Source organism: Kribbella shirazensis, assembly GCF_011761605.1.
Lineage (GTDB): Bacteria > Actinomycetota > Actinomycetes > Propionibacteriales > Kribbellaceae > Kribbella > Kribbella shirazensis.
On record NZ_JAASRO010000001.1, the window covers coordinates 6,010,595 to 6,029,431 of the forward strand.

At 69.0% G+C, this 18,837-nt stretch carries 16 protein-coding genes; 4 read left to right on the forward strand and 12 right to left on the reverse strand.

The window, feature by feature from the left end; genetic code table 11:
- Positions 1–113 precede the first annotated feature (113 nt).
- From BJY22_RS29025 to BJY22_RS29055, 7 genes are all read right to left on the reverse strand, one after another.
- Complete coding sequence (locus BJY22_RS29025) at positions 114–1,352, reverse strand: HNH endonuclease signature motif containing protein (protein WP_167212892.1); 1,239 nt, start codon at positions 1,350–1,352, stop codon at positions 114–116.
- Between the two features lie 161 nt (positions 1,353–1,513).
- Positions 1,514–2,767, reverse strand: a complete 1,254-nt coding sequence (locus BJY22_RS29030) for an MFS transporter (protein ID WP_167212895.1) — start codon at positions 2,765–2,767, stop codon at positions 1,514–1,516.
- Positions 2,764–3,354, reverse strand: a complete 591-nt coding sequence (locus BJY22_RS29035; RefSeq protein WP_167212898.1) for a winged helix-turn-helix domain-containing protein — start codon at positions 3,352–3,354, stop codon at positions 2,764–2,766. Before BJY22_RS29035 ends, BJY22_RS29030 begins: the two co-directional genes overlap by 4 nt.
- Positions 3,355–3,453: 99 nt before the next feature.
- On the reverse strand, positions 3,454–4,452 hold the full coding sequence (locus BJY22_RS29040) for an IS481 family transposase (protein ID WP_167212901.1): 999 nt from the start codon (positions 4,450–4,452) through the stop codon (positions 3,454–3,456).
- Between the two features lie 117 nt (positions 4,453–4,569).
- Positions 4,570–5,058, reverse strand: coding sequence for a glutathione peroxidase (locus BJY22_RS29045; protein ID WP_167218778.1), 489 nt, complete (start codon positions 5,056–5,058; stop codon positions 4,570–4,572).
- 2 nt (positions 5,059–5,060) lie between these two features.
- Positions 5,061–5,744 carry a dienelactone hydrolase family protein gene (locus tag BJY22_RS29050; protein ID WP_167212904.1) on the reverse strand — a complete coding sequence of 228 codons (684 nt, stop codon included), beginning with the start codon at positions 5,742–5,744 and terminating at the stop codon, positions 5,061–5,063.
- Complete coding sequence (locus BJY22_RS29055; RefSeq protein WP_167212907.1) at positions 5,741–6,409, reverse strand: hypothetical protein; 669 nt, start codon at positions 6,407–6,409, stop codon at positions 5,741–5,743. Before BJY22_RS29055 ends, BJY22_RS29050 begins: the two co-directional genes overlap by 4 nt.
- A 168-nt stretch (positions 6,410–6,577) precedes the next feature.
- Between BJY22_RS29055 and BJY22_RS29060 the strand changes: the two genes are divergently transcribed.
- Together BJY22_RS29060 and BJY22_RS29065 are read left to right on the forward strand one after the other, a co-directional pair.
- On the forward strand, positions 6,578–7,771 hold the full coding sequence (locus tag BJY22_RS29060) for an acetyl-CoA C-acyltransferase (protein ID WP_167212910.1): 1,194 nt from the start codon (positions 6,578–6,580) through the stop codon (positions 7,769–7,771).
- Entirely contained in the window at positions 7,768–9,879 is a 2,112-nt protein-coding gene (locus BJY22_RS29065) for a 3-hydroxyacyl-CoA dehydrogenase NAD-binding domain-containing protein (protein WP_167212913.1), read from the forward strand. Before BJY22_RS29060 ends, BJY22_RS29065 begins: the two co-directional genes overlap by 4 nt.
- 54 nt (positions 9,880–9,933) lie before the next feature.
- Here the strand turns inward: BJY22_RS29065 and BJY22_RS29070 are convergent, their stop codons facing one another.
- The 5 genes from BJY22_RS29070 to dxs all read right to left on the reverse strand — a co-directional run bounded on the left by BJY22_RS29070 (position 9,934) and on the right by dxs (position 17,564).
- On the reverse strand, positions 9,934–11,247 hold the full coding sequence (locus tag BJY22_RS29070; RefSeq protein ID WP_167212916.1) for a peptidase MA family metallohydrolase: 1,314 nt from the start codon (positions 11,245–11,247) through the stop codon (positions 9,934–9,936).
- A 60-nt stretch (positions 11,248–11,307) separates the two neighbouring features.
- On the reverse strand, positions 11,308–12,789 hold the full coding sequence (locus BJY22_RS29075) for an APC family permease (protein WP_167212918.1): 1,482 nt from the start codon (positions 12,787–12,789) through the stop codon (positions 11,308–11,310).
- 69 nt (positions 12,790–12,858) lie between these two features.
- Positions 12,859–14,244: a hypothetical protein gene (locus tag BJY22_RS29080; RefSeq protein ID WP_167212921.1), complete on the reverse strand. Its 1,386-nt coding sequence runs from the start codon at positions 14,242–14,244 to the stop codon at positions 12,859–12,861.
- Between the two features lie 65 nt (positions 14,245–14,309).
- Entirely contained in the window at positions 14,310–15,653 is a 1,344-nt protein-coding gene (locus BJY22_RS29085) for a hypothetical protein (protein WP_167212924.1), read from the reverse strand.
- Positions 15,654–15,662: 9 nt separating this feature from the next.
- A complete protein-coding gene (gene dxs / locus BJY22_RS29090) occupies positions 15,663–17,564 on the reverse strand; it encodes a 1-deoxy-D-xylulose-5-phosphate synthase (protein ID WP_167212927.1) in 1,902 nt (633 codons plus the stop codon).
- Positions 17,565–17,744: 180 nt separating this feature from the next.
- Here dxs and BJY22_RS29095 point away from each other — a divergent pair, with 180 nt between their 5' ends.
- Positions 17,745–18,251: a DUF402 domain-containing protein gene (locus BJY22_RS29095; RefSeq protein ID WP_238350491.1), complete on the forward strand. Its 507-nt coding sequence runs from the start codon at positions 17,745–17,747 to the stop codon at positions 18,249–18,251.
- A gap of 190 nt (positions 18,252–18,441) precedes the next feature.
- Positions 18,442–18,837 (forward strand): hypothetical protein, encoded by a 396-nt coding sequence (locus BJY22_RS29100; RefSeq protein ID WP_202891307.1) that lies wholly within the window; start codon positions 18,442–18,444, stop codon positions 18,835–18,837.

Here is an 18,837-nt window from a genome sequence, read left to right on the forward strand (position 1 = left end):
CGCGCCGCTCGACTGACGGCAGATCGCCGTGGCGCGCGGAGGCGTCCAACGTCCATGGCAGAGTCGCCTGGACGCACGGTGTAAACCCGGTGGCCAGTTCGCGGCGTGGGGTGTTAGGCCGTGTTGCCGAGGACTGGTGGCGGGTCGGGGTCGGACCAGGTGGGGCGGTTGATGACCGGGTGGCCGTTCTTCATGTGGACGGTGAGGTGTCCGCGGTGGACGTTGATGTGGTCGCGTTTGCAGAGCAGGGCGAGGTTCTCGAGTGAGGTAGGCCCGCCGTCGGCCCAATGGGTGATGTGGTGGGCCTCGGACATGCTTGGCGGCGCACCACAGGCGATGCAACCCTTGTCGCGGGCGTTGAGCGCTTGGCGGATAGCGCGGGTGACGAAACGGTGTTCCGCCCCGACATCGAGGGGTTCAGAGTTCGAGCCGAGAACCAGGGGGATGACGCCGGCGTCGCAGGCGAGTCGTCGTACGGCGGCCGCCGAGAGGGTGTCGCCGTGGACGAGGTAGCCGCGGCCGCGGGTGCCGGTGGCGTCCTTGAGGTCTTCGAGGTCGATCGTCACGGTGATGTGTGGCTTGATGTCGCCGTGGCCGGGCACGGCGGATCCGTTGCCGGCCGCAGTGGTGAGGACGGCGCTGAGGGCGTCGGCCTGGCGCTTGCTTCGCGGACGCGGGTCTCGCCGACCATCGGGGGTCTTGTGCGGTTTGGCGCCGGCGAAGATCAGGGTCTCGAAGAGCTCGGCGTTCTCGCCGGCGAGGTAACCGCCGAAGGTGACGCCGCGATCGGCCTTCTTGATCCACAGAGCCTCGCGGGAGGACGCGTCATCCTCGTTGCGGGGTTCGGGGCCGTCGGTGTCGAGCCGTTCGCGCATCTCCTGGCCGAGTTTGCGCAAGTCGGCCAGCGGGAGCAGGGCGGCTGCCTCGACCATCGCTTCCTCGGCGACCCGCAGATCCTCGACCGGCACACCGGCCGAGGATGGCACCTTCTCGAGCGCGGAGACGATTACTTCGGCCTGTCCCGGGTTCACCGTTACCAGCGGTGCGGAACTGTCGGAGTCGGCCGATCGGCCCGTGCCCAGTGCCGCAGTCACAGCGGGGTACTTGTGCAAGGCACGAGCCAGGCGGAGGTCTCGGCGTACGTCAGCGGGATCCAGGCGGTAACGCACCGAGAGGAGCTGCACGGTGTCGCGGGCGCCCATCTCCTGGGCATAACCGTCGGCATCAAGTCCCGCCGATAGGTGGAGACAGCGCGCCTGGAGGCGGGCGATCTCGGCGTGTGCCGCGTCGAGAGCGGACAGCTTCTCACTGCCGGTCATCGACCACACAGGCCGCTCGTCCAAGATCGCCATACCCAAGACCGTAGACACAGCCACCGACAGTTCTCGAGTCACAGATCCCTTATTGACAAGGGATCTCACAGTTGGCATGTTCGTGCCAGTCTGTCCACACGCGAGAGGATGCCATGAGCAACCAACTCGCCCTCGGACGAGGTCGTGGAATCTAGCTCACGTCAGCGGCGCAGGCGGGTGTGCGCCTCCAGATCCTCGACCGCGGCCGGAGACTGCTGGTCACGGCTGCCCAGATCCTGGCGGATCTGATCGCGGAGGGTGAGGACGATCTGCACCGCGCCGAGCAGGATCACGGTCGCGATGATGACGAAGATCTGGCGGTAGCTGAGCAGGCTGACGAGCAGACTGCCGAGCGCGAGCGAGACGGCTTGCGGGGTGGACACGAGCACCTCGACGGCTGTGGAAACGCGACCGATGAGATGGCCCGGCGAGCGGCGCTGCATCAGCGTCGTGAACGACACGAAGGTCCACGGCAGGCCGACACCGCAGATCGCCGCGCCGACCAGCACCACCACGATCGTCGGCGCGACTACACAGACGACGGTCGCCACGGCGAGCACGGTCAGGCCGAGCGCACAGGTGGCGATCTCACCGAGGCGACGTACGGCGCGGCCGGCGGTCAGACCGCCGAGAACGGCGCCGACGCCCTGACACGTCACGAAGACGCCGGAGAACGTCGGCGGCTTGCCGAACGCGTCCATCAGCGCGTAGATCGACGACTCGAAGAAGCCGATGACGAGAATCGAGATCGCGAGCCCCAGGAGCACGTGGCGGAGCACCCGGTCGCCAACCAGGAATCGAATGCCGCCGAGCAGATCCTCCCGAAAGGTGCTCTTGGCCGGAACCGGGCGCTCGGTGACCTTGATGGTCGCGATCAGCAGCCCGGCCACGGCGAACGTCGCCGCGTCGATGACTGCCACCACCCAGCCGCCTGCGGTCGCGAAGACCGCGGCGCCGACCAGCGGCCCGAACAGCCGATAACCCTCCTTGATCGTGGCCAGGCTGGAGTTGGCGTCGACGAGCAGCTCGTCCGGAAGAATCTCCTTCAGCAGGCCGTTGACCGCCGCGGGCAGGACGACGAACGACACGCCATACAGGAAAGCGACCACCCAGATCAGCCACACCTCGTCCTCGTCGCGCACGAGCACGAGCGGCAGCACCGCGAGCGCGCTGGCGAAGTTGCCCCAGACCAGGATCGCCTTGCGGGGCAGCCGGTCGACCCAGACGCCGAGCAGCGGCGCCCCGAGCGCGGGCAGCACCATGAAGAAGAACGTCAGTCCCGCGAGCGCGTTGGAGCCGGTGAGCGTCTTCACCCACATGCTCAGTACCAGCAGCATCACCGAGTCGCCGAGCATCGACGTACTCAGCCCGCCGAAAAGTCGCGGGAACCCGGGTTGCGCGAAGAGCTTCCTCATGTCGGTTCGACCCCCGGGAAGTACGTCGGTACACCCCAGGCGACGAACTCACACAGCCGCGCGCCTGGCGGCCGCTGCGCCGGATCAGTCAGGCGCTCGATGTACCGGCGGAGCACCGCGCCGACCGCCTCGTTCATCTCCTTGAGCTCGTCCGCGGTCAGCCAGGCCACCATCTCGCTGCCGGTCTGTGCTTCACGCCACTCCTCGGGCTCCTTCGGCGCGCGGCGGTTGGCCTCCCGCAGCCGCTCCATCGCGCGGCCCATCATCACGTCGGACAGCGCCTGCGCCGCACGCCTCTCCTCGATCGACGCCGTCCCGTGCTCGGTGTCCCAGCGGAAGCCGAGCCCGGGCACCTGCCACGGCCGTTGCCTGCCCTTCCCGCCCTCGGCCTCCTCCACGAACCCGTACTGCGCCAGTTTCCGCAGGTGCCATGAGCAGTTCGCCGGCGTCTCGTCCAGCCGATCGGCCAGCTCGGTCGCGGTCAGCGGCCCGCTGATCGACAGCAGCTCGACGATCGCCATCCGCACCGGATGAGCGAGGGCGTTGAGTTCCCGCGGGTCGTTGAGCCGGCGGTGAGGGATCGACATGGGTCGAAAGTACTCTTTCGAAAGAGTTGTTGCAATGCACCGGAACACAAGAAAATCCCCGCCGCGGACACACGGCGGGGATCCGTGGGACCGGCTCGACTAGGTGTGATGTCCAGGGACGTTGGTCAGTCGGGTGATGGGTGGTTGGCCGCCGATTGAGCTGTGGGGTCGGTGGTGATTGTAGAACTGGAGCCAGCGGGGTAGGGCCGCGTTGCGATGGTCGGTGGCTTCGTAGAAGCGGGCGTAGGCCCAGCCGTCGGCCAGCGTGCGGTGGAAGCGCTCGATTTTGCCGTTGGTCTGCGGGCGGTAGGGCCGGGTCCGTTTCGGGATGATGCCGAGTTCGGTGCAGGCATCGCGCCAGGCATACGAGCGGTAGCAGGACCCGTTGTCGGACAGGACGCGTTCGACGGTGATGCCGTGGTCGGCGAACCAGGCCACGGCGCGTTGGAGGACAGCGATGGCGGTGGCGGCTTTCTCGTCGGTGTGGATCTCGGCGTAGGCCAGTCGGGAGTGGTCGTCGATGACGGTGTGCACGAACGCGGTCCCGATCCGCGGCCGGTACTTGTTGCCACGCTCCCCGGTGCGACGTGCCGTGGCTTGGCTGTTGGTCTTGCTCTGCTGTCGGCTGAGGAACTTGTGTCCTCCGCCGTCGGGGATGTTGCCGAACTTGGTGACGTCGACGTGCAGGAGCGCGCCGGGGTGGGGGTGTTCGTAGCGGCGCAACGGTTCACCGGTGACCCGGTCGATGCGGGACAGCCGGTTGATCCGGCAGCGGACCAGCACGGCGTGCACGGTCGAGGCCGCGACACCGAGCCGGCCGGCGATCTGGACCGGGCCGAGCCGCTGGCGCCACCGCAACCGCACGATCCGCCGCACCACCCCCGGCAGGGTCTTGGCCGGGCTGCGACGCGGCCGGGAGCTGCGATCTGCCATCCCGGCGGCCCCTTCGGCCCGGTACCGCTCGGCCCACTTGCGGGCTGTCTTGGCCGCGACCATGAACATCTTCGCCGCCGCAGCAGGCGTCCAGCCCTGCTCAACAATCAGACGCGCCAGCCGCAGCCGGGTGCGTGGAGTCAGAGTCGCGTTAACGTGGGACACGAAGGCCTCCGGTCAGGTGAAGCGGTGAACTAGACAGCTCCACTTCACAACCGGAGGCCTTCACCTGTCAGGCCGACTCACCGCCGAAACGCGGGACAACCTCCCTGGACATCACAACTAGGCGGGGAGCTGGGCCTCGATGGCGGTGACGATCTCGTTGGACTCCGGCTCGGTGCGGGGGCGGAAGCGGGCGGCGACGGTGCCCTCGGGGGTGATCAGGAACTTCTCGAAGTTCCACTGGATGTCGCCGGCCTCGCCGTCGGCGTCCGGGGTCAGGGTGAGCTCGGCGTACAGCGGGTGCCGGCGCTCGCCGTTCACCTCGAGCTTGTCCAGCATCGGGAACGTGACGCCGTACGTCGTGGAGCAGAAGGTGTCGATCTCCTCGGCCGACCCGGGCTCCTGCCCGCCGAACTGATTGCACGGTGCGCCGAGCACGGTGAAGCCGCGGGACGCGTACTTCTTCTGCAGGTTCTCCAGGCCCTCGTACTGCGGCGTCAGCCCGCACTTCGACGCCACGTTCACGACGAGGACGGCCTTCCCCTTGTACTCACCGAGCGAGGTCGGCGCACCGGACAGGGTGGTCAGCGGAATGTCGTACAGGCTCATCTTCATCCTTGGGAGGTTGGGAGGTGATGGGCAAGAAAGTCCGCGGTACGGCGCCACGCCAGGGCGGACGCCTCCGCGTCGTGGAACATCGGCAGCGGGTTGTCGAACGCGTGACCCGCACCGTCGTACCGGTGAATCTCCGCACCGTCCAGCGCCGGGACGATCGCGTCGACGTCCAGATACGCGTCGTCGTTGCCGAAGTGGTGCAGGCTGGTCGCGGTGACCCGCGGCGCGAGCTCGAGCAGTCCGGGGAGCGCGGAGCCGTAGTAGCTCACCAGGACATCTGGTGACGACACCGCGGCCACGTTGAAGCCGAGCCCGCCGCCGAAGCAGAAGCCGACCACACCGGTGCCCTGGCCGCGCGCTCGGAGGTACTCCAGCGCGGCGACAGCGTCCTTGACGGCCTGGTCCCAGTCGAGACGCCCGACGATCCCCATCGCGCGTGGCAGCAGCTCCGGCGAGGACTCGTCCAGCTCGGTGTCGTCCAGCCGCCAGTAGATCTCCGGCGCGATCACGTAGTACCCGAGCGCGTGCAGATCCGCCGCACGCTGCTTGATGTAGCCGGAGACCCCGAAGATCTCCTGCAGGAGCAGGATGCCGGGCGCGTCCGCCTCGGCGGATCCCCACGCGTGGACTGGTAGCGAACCTGAACCGGTGTCGATCTCCGTGTGATTGGTCGGGGTCACACAGTGAAGCGTACGACCTCCGCGGGCGCCGGCTTCGGGGCAGGTGCGGGCATCCAGGCCTTGGTCTCGGCGATCGCGTCGACCAGCAGGTCGTACAGCCGGTCGTCAGGGTCCGGGACGCACGCCTGCGAGATGCCCTCGACCGCGCACGAGACCGCGCGTGGCGCCGTGCGGCGGGCGAAGTCCGGCGTGGCCCGGCGCGAGCGCGAGGTGAACGAGCGCGCCCACTTGGTTGCGGCCGGGACCGACTGCAGGACGGCGAGCGACGCCGGCTCGATGTCGTCCGGCGACCGTCCGTCGAGCACGGCCAGCTGCCTCTCCCCCACCAGCAGCGCGACGGCCAGGATGTACTGACGCTCCTGCGAGACCACCGGCAGCGCGTGCTGGATGCAGCGCGCGGTGACCCGCGGCACGACGTGCGGGTCGTCGGGGACCAGCCCGATCACCGACGGGATCAGCGGCGCCAGCCGCGAGCGGCCGGCGTCCGTGGTGCAGTCGTTGACGTCGCGGGCGACGCCGGCCAGCAGCGCATGCGTGCAGGACGGATGGTCGGACCACGGCTCGCCGGCCAGGTACGACGCGAACTCCATGAAGCAGGCGCCCTTGCGCGGATTGCGGTGTTTCCCCCGGCTGAGGACCGGTACGGCCAGATCAAGATTGTTCATGGAACAACTCCAGTAACGCGGACCTTGAACACCAGCATGCGCCCATTCGCGCCGCAATGCCACGGGTTACAGACTTGTGAGCCGACGCACAGGCTGGGGTGCTTGGGGAGTTCTGTTACCGACGGGTAGCATCGGGGTAGCTTTCCCGACCCCCAGAGGAGGGCCCTCGTGCCCCGTGAGATCCGCGATGTCGTGTACGTCGACGGCGTTCGCACCCCGTTCGGCAAGGCCAAGGGCCAGTACGCCGAGACGCGCGCCGACGACCTGGTGATCAAGTGCATCCGGGAGCTGCTGCGGCGGAACCCGGGCCTCCCGCCGCAGCGGGTGGACGAGGTCGCGATCGCGGCCACCACCCAGATCGGCGACCAGGGCCTGACCATCGGCCGGACCGCGGCCCTGCTGGCCGGCCTGCCGAACACCACGCCCGGTTACGCCATCGACCGGATGTGCGCCGGCGCGATGACCGCCGTCACCACCACCGCCGCCGGGATCGCGTTCGGTGCGTACGACGTTGTCGTGGCCGGCGGTGTCGAGCACATGGGCCGGCACCCGATGGGCGAGGGCGTCGACCCGAACCCGCGGATCATCGCCGAGAAGCTCGTCGACACCTCCGCGCTGGTGATGGGCTCCACCGCGGAGAACCTGCACGACCGCTACCCGGGGATCACCAAGGAGCGTGCCGACGCGTACGCCGTGGCGTCCCAGGAGAAGGCGGCGAAGGCCTACGCGAACGACCTGATCCAGCCGGACCTGGTGCCGGTCGCGACCCGGTCCGCCGAGCAGGGCTGGGGCTACGCCGCCACCGACGAGCCGATGCGCCCGGGGACCACGACCGAGGACCTGGCCGGGCTGAAGACGCCGTTCCGTCCGCACGGCCGGGTGACCGCGGGCAACTCCGCCGGGATCAACGACGGCGCCACCGCGTGCGTGCTGACGTCGGCCGAGACCGCCGAGGAGCTCGGGCTGACCCCGAAGATGAAGCTGGTCTCGTACGCCTTCGCCGGCGTCGAGCCGGAGGTGATGGGCGTCGGCCCGATCCCGGCGACCGAGAAGGCGCTCAAGCTGGCCGGGCTGACGATCGACGACATCCAGGCCTTCGAGGTGAACGAGGCGTTCGCGGTGCAGGTGCTGGCGTTCCTGGAGCACTACGGCATCGCCGACGACGACCCGCGGGTCAACCCGTACGGCGGCGCGATCGCCTTCGGTCACCCGCTGGCGTCGTCCGGGGTCCGGCTGATGAACCAGCTGGCCAAGCAGTTCGAGCAGCGCCCCGAGGTCCGCTACGGCCTCACCACCATGTGCGTCGGCCTCGGCATGGGCGGCACGGTCATCTGGGAGAACCCCCACTGGGAGGGCAAGTGAGGTTGCAGGAACTGATCGACTCGGCGTCGGCGCTTTCCACCGACGAGGTTGTCACGCTCGCCCACTCGCGGGACGTCGTACTGCCGAACAAGGCCGGCACGATGGCGCTCATCACGCTGGACAACGGGCACGACCACACGAAGCCGAACACCTTCGGTCCGAAGGGCCTGGGCTCGCTGAACGCCGCGATCGACGCGGCGCTGGCCCGTGACGAGATCGTCGCGATCGGGGTCACCGGCAAGCCGTTCATCCTCGCCGCGGGCGCCGACCTGACCGGCGTACCGAAGCTGACCGACCGGGAGCAGGCGCTCACGCTCGGGAAGATCGGGCACGGCGTGATGCGGAAGCTCGTCGACGGCGGGAAGCCGTCGTTCGCGTTCGTGAACGGTGTCGCGCTCGGCGGCGGGCTCGAGGTCGCGCTGCACGCGACGTACCGGACCGTCTCGGTCGCCGCGGGCATGCTCTCGACGCCGGAGGTCTTCCTCGGCCTGATCCCGGGCTGGGGCGGCAACTTCCTGCTGCCGAACCTGATCGGCGCCGACAACGCGGTCAAGGTCGTCGTCGAGAACGCCCTCAACCAGAACAAGATGCTCAGCGGGCCGGAGGCGGTGAAGCTCGGCATCGGCGACGTACTGCTGGAGTCGGCCGACTTCCTCGAGCAGTCGCTGCTGTGGGCTTCGAAGGTGCTGACGGGCGAGATCACGGTCGAGCGCGCCGAGATCGACCGCGGCGAGGCGTGGGACGCTGCTGTTGCCCGGGGCAAGGGGTTTGCCGACGTCAAGGTCAGCGGTGCGGCGCCCGCGCCGTACCGGGCACTGGAGCTGATCGCGGCGGCCAAGGACAACGACCGCGACCGTGGGTTCGCGGCCGAGGACGAGGCGCTCGCGGACCTGATCATGAGCGAGGAGCTGCGCAGCGGTCTCTACGCGTTCGATCTGGTGAACAAGCGGGCCAAGCGGCCGGCCGGTGCGCCGGACAAGTCGCTGGCGCGGCCGGTGACGAAGGTCGGGGTCGTCGGTGCGGGGCTGATGGCGGGGCAACTGGCACTGCTGTTCGCGCGGCGGCTCGAGGTTCCCGTCGTACTGACCGACCTCGACCAGGAGCGCGTGGACCGCGGGGTCGGGTACGTGCACGGTGAGATCGACAAGCTGCTCGCGAAGGGCCGCCTGCGCTCCGACAAGGCGAACCAGCTGAAGGCGCTCGTCACCGGCTCGGTGGACAAGGGCGTGTTCGCGGACGCGGACTTCGTGATCGAGGCCGTGTTCGAGGAGCTGCAGCTGAAGAAGACGATCTTCGCCGACCTGGAGAAGATCATCCGGCCGGACGCGATCCTGGCGACCAACACGTCGTCGCTGTCGGTCACCGAGATGGCCGCGGACCTGGAGCACCCGGAGCGGGTCGTCGGGTTCCACTTCTTCAACCCGGTCGCCGTGCTGCCGCTGCTGGAGATCATCCGCGCGGACCGGACCGACGACGCGTCGCTGGCCACCGCGTTCGCGGTCGGCAAGACGCTGAAGAAGTCGTGCGTGCTGGTCAAGGACGCGCCGGCGTTCGTGGTGAACCGGCTGCTGACCCGCTTCCTCGGCGAGGTCAGCGCGGCGGTGGACGAGGGTACGCCGATCCCGGACGCCGATCGCGCCCTCGCCGCGCTCGGCCTTCCGATGCCGCCGTTCGTGCTGCTGCAGCTGGTCGGACTGCCGGTCGCGCTGCACGTCGCGGAGACGATGAACCGGGCGTACCCGGAGCGGTTCGCGGTCTCGGAGAACCTGGCGAAGGTTGTTGCCGCGGGCAAGAGCTCGTTCTACGTCTGGCCGGAGGGCAAGCCGGTCGTGGACCCGGAGGTCGAGGCCCTGGTGACGGTCGGCGACAAGCCGTCCACCGCCGACGAGCTCCGCGCCCGGGTGCTCACCGCGCTCGCCGAGGAGATCAAGATCATGCTCGACGAGGGCGTCGTCGCCGAGGCCCAGGACATTGACCTGTGCCTCCTGCTCGGAGCCGGCTGGCCGTTCCACCTCGGCGGCATCACGCCGTACCTGGACCGCACCGGCATCTCCGAGAAGGTCAACGGCACCCGCTTCCTCCCCAAGGGCGCAGCAAGCCTGTCCTAGTCCGCTGGGGGTCGGTGCAGAGCCGGAAGCCCGCTCCGGCCCCCAGCAAGCCCGTCAGCCTTTGAAGGTCTTGGCGGCTTTGGTTAGTTGGGTGGGGGTCAGGCCGGTGTGCTTCTTGAGGACTGGCTCGCCGTGTTGGGCGAGGTCGGTGTAGAGGGCGGCGAGTTTTTTCTCGCCCAGGGTGTCGGCCAGGTATTCGACGATCCACCAACTGGTGCCGTAGGCGAGGTCGGCGTCGGCGTCGAACGTTGCCCTGGTGGGGAGGGATTTCAGCTTCGGCAGGTACTTCGACTTGACCCGTTTGCGGTACGGGTCGACGGTCCAGTGCGGGTCGTCCTCGATCGACCGGCAGCGGATGTACTCGGCCAGGCCCTCGACCGCCCAGATCGGCGCGTTGACGCCCAGCGTCGACGTCGCCACATGGGTCATCTCGTGCACCAGCAGGTCCTTGTCGAGCTTCTTGCGCAGGGCCGGGTTCACCACGATCCGGCTGCCGATCGGGCGGCCGACCGGCTTGCCCAGCTGCTCCCCCTCGAACAGCGTCACGGCCTTCGCCGCGATCGTCCACCCTTCCCCGGTACCCGTGGTCCAGAGCAGCGACATCACGCTCTGCTGCGGCATCGCGACAACCAGCACCGCGCCGTTCCAGGGCTGCTCCCAGTGCTTGCGGACCGACTTCGCGGCCTTCTCCGCGACCTGCGCGACCTTCGTCCCGAGCGCGGCCTCGCGTTTGTCCACGACCACGACGAGCTTGCCCCGGCGCACGACCTGGACCTCGTCGAAGTCCCACGCCTGGCGGTGCCCGTCCGGGCTCAGGTTCTCGTCGGTCCCGGTGTCGTCGACGAGCACCCAGGCGCCGGACCGGTGCACGAACGTGTACCCCAGGTCGGTCTGTACCGGCCGCGGGTCGAGCCCGCTGATCTGGTACTGCATCATCACCCGGGTCGAGAACGCCGTCGGGCCGAACTTGTCGACCAGCCCCGGCACCGGCCGGAACGCGTCGGCGGTGTAGTACTTCAGCGAGCTGAACCCGAACTTCCGCAGGTTCGTGAACAGCACCCGCTGCCGCGCGACCAGCGCGGCCTGCTTGGGGTCGACCGCGGCCAGGAACCCCTTCAGATCACCCTTCAGCACCGCGGCGGTCCGGCGGGCGAGCAGTACGTCGATCGCCTTCTTCCGCGCCGCGTCCTGCGAGCTGGACAGCTGCCCGGGTGTCGTACTCGGCGTCGCACCGGGCGACGTCTGCGCGGCGATCGCGTTGCCGCCCGGTACCGCGTCGCCCTGCCGGATCCGCACGGCGACGACCGCGGTGGAGGCGGCAAGCGCCAGCGCGGCAACGCCTGCGAACAGGCGTTTCTGGTGGTTCATTGGCGCCCCCCTCGGACGGTCGGCTGATCCTACAACCCGCCGACCGCCCGATGGAGCGGATCAGGCTTTTTGGACCTGCCCGGTGCGTTGTTCCAGCCCGACGCGGCTCTTGTGGTAGCCGTAGGCGGCGTAGATGAGGAAGCCGAGCACCATCCAGATCGCGAACCGCAGCCAGGTCTCCAGCGAGAGGTTCAGCATCAGGTACAGGCAGATGAGTGCCGACAGGATCGGGATGACCGGGTTCAGCGGGACCCGGAACGAGCGCTGGATGTCCGGCCGGCTCTTGCGCAGCAGCGGTACGGCGATCGAGACCATGGTGAACGCGGCCAGCGTGCCGATGTTCACCATCTCCTCGAGCTTCCCGATCGGGGTGACCCCGGCGACGATCGCCACGACCACGCCGATCGCGATGGTCAGGCGGTACGGCGTACCCCACTTCGGATGTGTCTTGCCCAGCTGTCGCGGCATCAGGTGGTCGCGGCTCATCGCGAACACGACCCGGGCCGCGCCGATCATCAGCGTCAGTACGACGGTGGTCAGACCGGCGACCGCGCCGGCGGAGATCAGCGTCGCGAAGCCCGGCCTGCCGACCGACCGGAACGCCTCGGCCAGCGCCGCCTCGCTGTTGATGTCGGTGTACTTGATCATCCCGGTGATCACGATGCAGACCAGCACGTACAGCACGGTGCAGATCGCCAGCGAGCCGATGATGCCGCGGGGCAGGTCGCGCTGCGGGTTGCGCGCCTCCTCGGCGGTGGTGGCGACCACGTCGAACCCGATGAACGCGAAGAACACCAGCGAGGCGCCCGCGACGAGGCCCATCACGCCGAAGTGCGACGGGGCGAACCCGAACAGCGCCTGGAACAGCGGCGTGGTGACGGTGACCTCCGGATCCGGTGTCGGCACGCTCGGCGGGATGAACGGCGTCAGGTTCGAGCCCTTGATGTAGAACAGGCCGGCGACGATCACGAACAGCACCACGAACAGCTTGATCGCGACGAGCACCAGGTTGACCCGCAGCGACTCCTTGATGCCGATGGTCGCCAGCGTCGCGAGCACCAGGACCAGCAGCATCGCGAGCACGTTGACGCTGCTGTCCGGCCCGATCGAGGACGGCCAGCCGAGCCCGATCTGCTCCAGGAACAGGGCGGCGTACGTCGACCAGCCCTGCGCCACGACGCTTGCCCCGAGCATCAACTCGAGCAGCAGGTCCCAGCCGATGATCCAGGCGAAGATCTCACCGAGGGAGAAATACGAGAACGTGTACGCCGAACCGGACACCGGCACGGTCGACGAGAACTCGGCGTAGCACAACGCGGCCAGCCCGCAGCAGACGGCGGCCAGTACGAAGGACAGCGCGATACCCGGACCGGCGTACAGCTTGGCCGCGCGGCCGGTCAGGGTGAAGATGCCGGCACCGATGATGACGCCGATGCCGAAGACCGTCAGGTCGACCGCTGTGAGGCGTTTCTTGAGCTGGTACTCCGGCTCGTCCGTGTCGGCGATCGACTGCTCGATCGTCTTCTTCCGCACAAGACTCATCTGCGCCTCCTCGCAATGGACGGATCCATTCGAGACTGCCTGCCTGACAGCGCGAGGTCAAACCGCCACTCAACGTTGCGGCTCGTATGTTGTCAGCGACGTCCAGAGCGTCGCCTCGGTGAGACCGGTACGGCTCAGCAGGATGCGATCGCGCGCGGCCTGGTCGATGCCGTTCATCGCCATGTCCGCGTACAGTTCCTCGACCTTGGCGAGTCCGATCCGCTGCGCCAGGTAGCGCACCGCCAGCCAGCTCACGCCGTACACGTCGGCGGAGTTCTGGTAGAAGCCGGCGTCGCTCGGCAGCGAGGTCATCTGCGGTACGGCGTCGTCGATGACCTCCTGCTCCCACTTGGCGACTTCGCTCCCTCCGCCGATCGCCTCGATTCCGCTCCAGGACACGTACTCCGCGACACCCTCGGCCAGCCAGAGCGGTTCGTACCCGCCGAGGTCCGCGGTCGCCACGTGGGTGAGCTCGTGCGACAGCAGGATCTCGTCGACGCGGTCGCGTTCGTTCGGGTTGATCACGACGTACCCGCCGGCCACGGTTCCGTCGGCGGTGTCCTGACCGGGCAGCGAGGAGAACGTCGTGCCGGTGCTGGCCGCCGACTCGATGTCCTCGTCGGCGAACCGGGCGTCGCGGACCTCGGTCTCGTCGAGCGCGATCACGAACACCGAACCGGTCCACTTCCGCGGCCAGTACGCCAGCACCTGCTCGAGACCCTCGGTCGTCTCGCGGACGATCGCGCGGCCGCGCCGGGTGTCGCCCTTCTCGACGACGACCAGCACCCGCGGCCCGCGCTGCACCTCGATCCGGCCGAGGTCCCAGGCCTCGCGGTGCGCGCCCGGCCCGAGGTCCTCGTCCAGCTCGTCGTCGGCGGTCAGCAGCCACCGGCCGCCGCGGGCGACGAACGTGTAGCCGAGCTCGGTCGTGACCGGTGTGAAGTCGACCGCGGGGATCTGGTACCGCATCAGGATCCGGACCAGGTACGTCGTACTTCCGTGGGCCTGCAGGACCGCCGGGTTGAAGCGCTCCTCGGCCTGGCTGAAGCCGATCTCGCTGAAGCCGATCTCGACGAGGTTCGCGAACAGGATCTTCTGCTCGGCGCGCAGCTGCTTGTTGGCCGGGTCGACGTCGGTCAGGAACAGCGCTTCGTTGCCGGCCTGCACGGCCTGCGCGCGGCGGATCAGGATGGTGTCGATGGCGACCCGGCGCGCGGCGATCGCGGCGGCGGCCCGGGTCTGCTTGGTCGACTTCGGCGGCGGAGGCGCCGGGGTGGTGACCTGCGTGGCGGCGGCGCGGGCGCGGGCGTCCTGCTCGCGCTGTTCAACGGTGTAGGCGACGCCGCCCGCCACGAGCGCGACCGCCACCAGGAGTCCCAGCACGCGCCGGGGCCCGGTGGCCGGCCCATGACCGGACCCGGCGCTGGGCGCGGGGCGGGGCGTCGTTTCGCTCACTTCGGGTCGTTCCCTCCGAGTACCCGATGGTCGCAGCCGGGCTACCCTACTCGACACCCGCCGCTCTACGCTGCCGCTGCCGCCTTGAGGGCGCGGAAAAGTCCCGCCTCGGTCATCCCGACGTGTTCGAGCATGATCCGGTCACGCTCCTTCTGGGTCGAGCCGAGCGCGGCGAGCTCGCGGTACAGCGTGCCGACCTCGGTCCCGCCGAACCGGGTGAACAGGTAGTCGAGCGCCAGCCAGGACAACGGGTACGAGCTGTCGGCCTGGTCGAAGAACGTGGCGTCGGCCGGCAGACCCGTCGCCTTCGCGAGGTACTTCGTCCGCACGTCCAGCCGGTACTGCGGGATCGCCAGGTCCTTCTGCCCGTCCATCGGCAGGAACTCGACGTACGTCGCCGCACCCTCGACGAGCCATCGCGGGGCATACGGTCCGTACGGCGCGGTGGCGACGTGGGTGAACTCGTGGGCGAGGGTGCGGGCGTCGACCTTGTCCCGGTTGTTCGGGTTGATCACGACGTACGAGTCGGCCCGCTCCCCCTCGCCGGTGGCCTCGCCGGGCAGGGTGCGGTAGACCCAGGTCGCCATCGCCAGCGCGTCCTCGGCGTTCTTCGGCTGGCTGTAGTCGGCTCCGCGGACGGTCTTGTCGTCGAGCGCGATCACCACACCGGCGCCCTTCCACGCGCCGGGCCAGCGCTTCGTCACGGCGTTCACGGCGCTGCGCGACATCGTGACGAGCTTGTTCGCCAGCGCTTCCTGGCCCTGCTCGACGACCACGAGCACGCGCGGCGCCCGCTTCACCAGGACCGGCCCGGTGTCCCAGGCCTCCTCGTGCGAGCCGCGAGGCAGGCGCTTGTCGAGATCCGAGTCGGAGACGAGCATCCAGGAGCCGTTCGGCCGCTGGGTGAAGGTGTAGCCGAGCATCGCCCGCACCGGCACGGTGTCGATCGCCCGGAGCTGGTACGTCATCGCGATCGCGACCAGGTACGTCGACGGCCCGTGCTTCTTCGCGATCGCGTCGTCGTACTGCTGGGCCAGCTGCTGGTAGGCGAGGTTGGCGAAACCGAACTGGCGAAGGTTCGAGAACAGCGTGCGCTGGGCGGCGAGGAGCTTGGTGTTGCCGGGGTCGACGTCGGCGAGGAACTGCTGCTCGTTGCCGGTGAGCACGGCCTGCGAGCGGCGCTTCAGCACCTGGTCCACGGCCGCGGACCGCGCGGCCAGATCGATCGCCGGCGTGCTGACGCCGGCGTCGGCGGAACCGTCCGCGCCCTGAATCGAGCGGTGCAGGGCGAGACCACCGCCGACGGCTGCCGCGACCAGCACGAGCGACAACAGGACCGGCCAGACGCGAGATCGCTTCCGCGCGGCCGCGTGCCTACTGTGACGCGCCGGCCGTCCTGCCTCCGCCATGATGCCCTGCTAGGTACTCGGGCGGTCGCCGGCCGGGTCCGGCTGGTTCAGCGCGTCGCTGTCGTGCCGGGTGAGCTGCTCGGTGATCTCGCGGGCAACCTCCTGGCCGGTCAGCCCGATCTCCTGCAGTACGGCGGCACGCTTGGCGTGCTCGAGGAACTGCTGCGGGATGCCGAAATCGCGGAGCGGGGTCCGAACACCGGCGTCGCGCAGGGCCTGCGCGATCATCGTGCCGCAGCCACCTGCGCGACCGTTGTCCTCGATCGTGACGACCAGCGTGAAGTCCGCGGCCAGCTCGACCAGCTTCGGGTCCACCGGCTTGACCCAGCGCGGGTCCACCACCGTGACGCCGAAGCCGTGCGCCTCGAGGCGCTGCGCGACGTCCATCGCGGTGGCCGCCATCGAACCGATGCCGACCAGCAGCACATCCTTGGCCGCGTCGGATGCGGGGCGCTTCAGTACGTCGAGCTGCCCGATGCGGTCGACGGCCTCGATGTCCTCGAAGACCTCGCCCTTCGCGAAGCGCAGTACCGTCGGGGCGTCGTCGACCTCGACCGCTTCGTTGAGGAGCTCCTGAACGCGCTTGCCGTCCCGCGGCGCGGCGAGACGGAGGCCCGGGACGACCTGGAGAATGGACATGTCCCACATGCCGTTGTGGCTGGCGCCGTCGTCACCGGTCACGCCGGCCCGGTCGAGGACGAAGGTCACGCCGCACTTGTGCAGGGCGACGTCCAGCAGCAGCTGGTCGAACGCTCGGTTCAGGAAGGTGGCGTACAGGCCGACGACCGGGTGCATGCCGCCCATCGCCAGGCCGGCCGCGCTGGTCACCGCGTGCTGCTCGGCGATGCCGACGTCGAAGGTCCGGTCCGGGAACTCGTCGGCGAACGCGGCCAGGCCGGTCGGGTGCAGCATCGCGGCGGTGATCGCGACCACGTCCGGGCGGCGGTGGCCGATCTTCACCAGCTCGTCGGAGAACACGTCGGTCCAGCCGCGCGGCTTGTTGGCCGGGCGGATCTGGTGGAAGTTGTCCTCCTCGTCCTGCTCGGCGGCCGGGTAGCCGAAGCCCTTCTGGGTGACCGCGTGCACGATCACCGGGCCGCCGAAGGACTTCGCGTTGCGCAGCGCGTCCTCGAGCGCCTGCCGGTCGTGCCCGTCGACCGGGCCGACGTACTTCAGCCCGAGGTCCTCGAACATGCCCTGCGGGGCGAGCATGTCCTTCAGACCCTTCTTCACGCCGTGCAGCACCTCGTACATCGGCGGTCCGACGTACGGCGTCCGGCCGAGGTTCTTCTTGATCAGGTCGAGGATCTTCTCGTACCGCGGGTTGGTGCGCAGGCTGGTCAGGTGCGTGGCGAGACCGCCGACGGTCGGGCTGTACGAGCGGCCGTTGTCGTTGACGATGATGACCAGCTTGAGGTCCTTGGCCGCGGCGATGTTGTTCAGCGCCTCCCAGGCCATGCCGCCGGTGAGGCCGCCGTCGCCGATCAGCGCGACGACGTACCGGTCCTCCTTGCGCAGGCGGTACGCCTTGGCGAGACCGTCGGCGTACGAGAGCGCGGTGGAGGCGTGGCTGTTCTCCACCAGGTCGTGCTCGGACTCGGCCTGGCTCGGGTAGCCGGACAGGCCGCCCTGCTGGCGCAGCGAGTCGAACTGCCCGGCGCGGCCGGTGAGCAGCTTGTGCACGTACGTCTGGTGGCCGGTGTCGAACACCAGGCGGTCGCGCGGCGAGTCGAACACGCGGTGCATCGCCAGCGTGATCTCGACCATGCCGAGATTCGGGCCGAGGTGACCGCCGGTCCGGGACACGGTCTCCACCAGAACGTCCCGGATCTCCGCCGCGAGATCGGCGAGCTGCTGATCGGTCAGCTTCTTGAGGTCCGCCGGCCCTCCTACCGTCTCCAGCACGCGCATCGAGCTCCTCCCGCTGTCACGGCTCAGTCGTCCTCGAATGCTTGAGTCTATGCACGGCTTGCCCGGATTCCGAACTCGGCGGGATCGTGCCGGGCCGGGGTTGGGCAATCTCACACTCCAAGACGCCGGCCGGGTGTGGCTGGTTCGGACGTGTGGCCGGTCTCACTTAGGGTGATCGGCATGGACATGGTGAGGACCCTGTTCCGCAAGTACGACGGGCAACCGCATCGCCTGGTCGAGGCTGTCCGTCTCGGCGAGGACGAGCACGGCCTGTGGGTCGGCTCCGTCCCCGGGACGCGCGGACAGGTCGCCGACGGCAGCTGGCGGACGATCGACCACCACCGGGTCCGGCTGTTCCCGCACGGGCAGTGGTGGAGCGCCCTGTTCAACGACGAGCCGCACCAGACCGCGATCTACTGCGACATCACCATGCCGGCCGAGTTCGGCGTCGACTCGGTCACCGCGGTCGACCTGGACCTCGACATCCGCCTGCTCCGCGACGGAACGGTCCGCGTGATGGACGAGGACGAGTTCCACGAGCACCAGGTCCGCTACGACTACCCGCCCCAGGTCGTGGCCACCGCGCGAGCGGTCTGCGACCACCTCGCCGCCACCATCACCACCACGGAACCGTTCGTGACGGCGTACAAGCCCTATCTGGAACTCATCCGCTCCCTGAGCAGCTGAGACGTGAACGACCCCCGTCGGCTAGGAGCCCCCCTGAGCCGACGAGGGCCGATCACAATGACGACCATGGGGCCGGCACCCCACCATGCTCCGTCGCCCGCGGCGACTGGTCCACTCCTCACAGCAAAGTTGCATGAAGTTGCAGAACCTCCGGCCCCATGGCGGGCGGTCGGCTGACTATGCTGCCGCGGTGGGGATCACGGTGAAGATCGTCGATGTGTCGGGGGCAGGGCGGGTCGGTACGACGACGCTCCTGGAAGGTGTTTCGAGCAGGATCACGCTGCGCGACCTCGTGCGGACGCGTGTCCGGGAGGAAGTCGCGCGGTTCAACGCCGCTCCGCAGCCGGTCTTCAGGGGCCTGGTGATGCCCGAGGGCGGGTTGCCGACCGCAGAGGGGTTCCGGTTGCTGGAGCAGCGGCGGCTCGACTGGGAGCGGCAGGCGGATCGGGCGATCGAGGCGTTCGGGCGCAACGGGTTCTTCGTGCTCGTCGACGACCGGCAGGTGACCGAGCTCGACGAGCAACTCGAGCTGACCGCGGACTCCGACATCCGCTTCGTCCGCCTGGTTCAGCTGGTGGGTGGCTGA

Bases quoted from the DNA above. Each gene is read 5' to 3' on its own strand.
- BJY22_RS29025 (WP_167212892.1), bottom strand. From the start codon at position 1,352: ATGGCGATCTTGGACGAGCGGCCTGTGTGGTCGATGACCGGCAGTGAG.
- BJY22_RS29030 (WP_167212895.1), bottom strand. From the start codon at position 2,767: ATGAGGAAGCTCTTCGCGCAACCCGGGTTCCCGCGACTTTTCGGCGGG.
- BJY22_RS29035 (WP_167212898.1), bottom strand. From the start codon at position 3,354: ATGTCGATCCCTCACCGCCGGCTCAACGACCCGCGGGAACTCAACGCC.
- BJY22_RS29045 (WP_167218778.1), bottom strand. From the start codon at position 5,058: ATGAGCCTGTACGACATTCCGCTGACCACCCTGTCCGGTGCGCCGACC.
- BJY22_RS29055 (WP_167212907.1), bottom strand. From the start codon at position 6,409: ATGAACAATCTTGATCTGGCCGTACCGGTCCTCAGCCGGGGGAAACAC.
- BJY22_RS29070 (WP_167212916.1), bottom strand. From the start codon at position 11,247: ATGAACCACCAGAAACGCCTGTTCGCAGGCGTTGCCGCGCTGGCGCTT.
- BJY22_RS29075 (WP_167212918.1), bottom strand. From the start codon at position 12,789: ATGAGTCTTGTGCGGAAGAAGACGATCGAGCAGTCGATCGCCGACACG.
- BJY22_RS29085 (WP_167212924.1), bottom strand. From the start codon at position 15,653: ATGGCGGAGGCAGGACGGCCGGCGCGTCACAGTAGGCACGCGGCCGCG.
- dxs (WP_167212927.1), bottom strand. From the start codon at position 17,564: ATGCGCGTGCTGGAGACGGTAGGAGGGCCGGCGGACCTCAAGAAGCTG.
- BJY22_RS29095 (WP_238350491.1), top strand. From the start codon at position 17,745: ATGGACATGGTGAGGACCCTGTTCCGCAAGTACGACGGGCAACCGCAT.